Annotated in this window: 1 protein-coding gene; it reads left to right on the top strand. The window is 46.8% G+C overall.

Features of this window, described 5'->3' with window-relative positions; all coding sequences use genetic code 11:
- The first annotated feature begins 402 nt into the window (after positions 1–402).
- The gene (locus tag PsAD5_RS14360) at positions 403–1,185 is read left to right on the top strand and encodes a nucleotidyltransferase domain-containing protein (RefSeq protein WP_063292622.1); all 783 of its coding nucleotides are present in this window, start codon (positions 403–405) and stop codon (positions 1,183–1,185) included.
- Positions 1,186–1,557: the final 372 nt, after the last annotated feature.

Raw genomic sequence — 1,557 nt, forward strand, 5'->3', positions numbered from 1 at the left:
TGTCCGGTAATTAGACTGTAGGTACGTGCGTATTACCATCAAGGCCACGGCCCGCGTGCCGATAAACAGGTCGGATACATAGTAGCGACTTCAAGGTTCCAAGTAAAAACTCTCTTGCGAAATGCAGACGGTCCATACCATTACCGGACATTTGAATGCTTCCATCAAGAGTTGAAGCTGTTCGCAAAGCAGATACACTGTGAGAACAATCTTTCATGGATGTATTTGACTACTATGCAAGACGTAAAGTTAGTTCCTGTGCTTGCACCACCTGCCACAGTATTTCTAAACTCACGCACCTTTGTACTTGCATTTCCAGATGAGGCTGATATTCGGAAATGCTGCGTTCCAGCGGACGATTTTTTCAAGACGAAGAATCGAACCAGTATGTAGGACGACAAAATGGAATTCCCTAGCTCAGCACTTCCACAGCATCGTAGCTTTATTTCACAGGCCATTCTCAAGTTCAAAAGCGACAAGCGCATTGTAGGCTTGGCATGCTCCGGCTCATACAGCGATAACACCCTAGATGAGTATAGCGATTTAGATTTTGTCGTCGCCGTCGATCCTCTCCATTACGAAGAAGTATTTACAAAGCGATTTGAAATGATCGCCGAGCTCGGCGACCTTGTGTCTGCCTTCTCAGGAGACCATGTCGGAGAACCCAGACTTGTAATTGCGCTTTATGGCCCAGATGGACTTCATATTGATTTTAAGTTTGCCAAAGCGAACGATATCTCAGACCGCGTGGATGAACCAACAATTTTGTGGGAACGAACCGGCCAACTCTCTGAGGCTTTGGCTAAGGGACATGGTGCCTACCCTAGGCTTGATGAACAGTGGGTCGAAGACAGGTTTTGGACTTGGATGCATTATTGCGCGGGAAAAATTTGTCGAGGCGAGTACTTTGAAGCCTTGGATTTCCTGAGCTTCATACGAGTGCAAGTTCTTGGGCCATTAGCTTTGCAACAGGCTGGTTACGAGCCAAGAGGAGTAAGGAAAATTGAGTTCGTGCTACCCAAGTTTGCCATGCAGCTTCTTTCAACTGTATGCCAACCTGAAAAGGAACAACTGAAGCTTGCCGCTGAAAATGCAGCCTCTATCTATCTAGACATGAGAAGTTCGGAAGTTTCAACACAAGACAGAGCAAAACAGATTGCAATGTCTGCACTACAAAAAATCTAGGCTTTTAGATCGAGTTTATTCTACGGAAGGTATTTCTAAACAGTGCCTTCCGTTCCCTGCTGCAAGATACGGAGACGTTGGGGATGTTCGAGTGAATAGCACGTTTACCCGCAAAGGCGCTTATCGCAATCTCTACAGACAGGCGTAAGTTGGGTGAGATCGCTCCGAGGTTGAAGTCGAGCATTGACTAGGGCTGTCTAAGTTTGCCAAATGTTGCAATGGTCACGCAGCAACATTTCTGTACTGGGCCATATGTATGGACCGCCTGCATTTCGCAAGAGAGTTTTTACTTGGAACCTTGAAGTCGCTACTATGTATCCGACCTGTTTATCGGCACGCGGGCCGTGGCCTTGATGGTAATACGCACGTACC

It is taken from the genome of Pseudovibrio sp. Ad5, from assembly GCF_001623095.1.
Classification (GTDB): Bacteria; Pseudomonadota; Alphaproteobacteria; order Rhizobiales; family Stappiaceae; genus Pseudovibrio.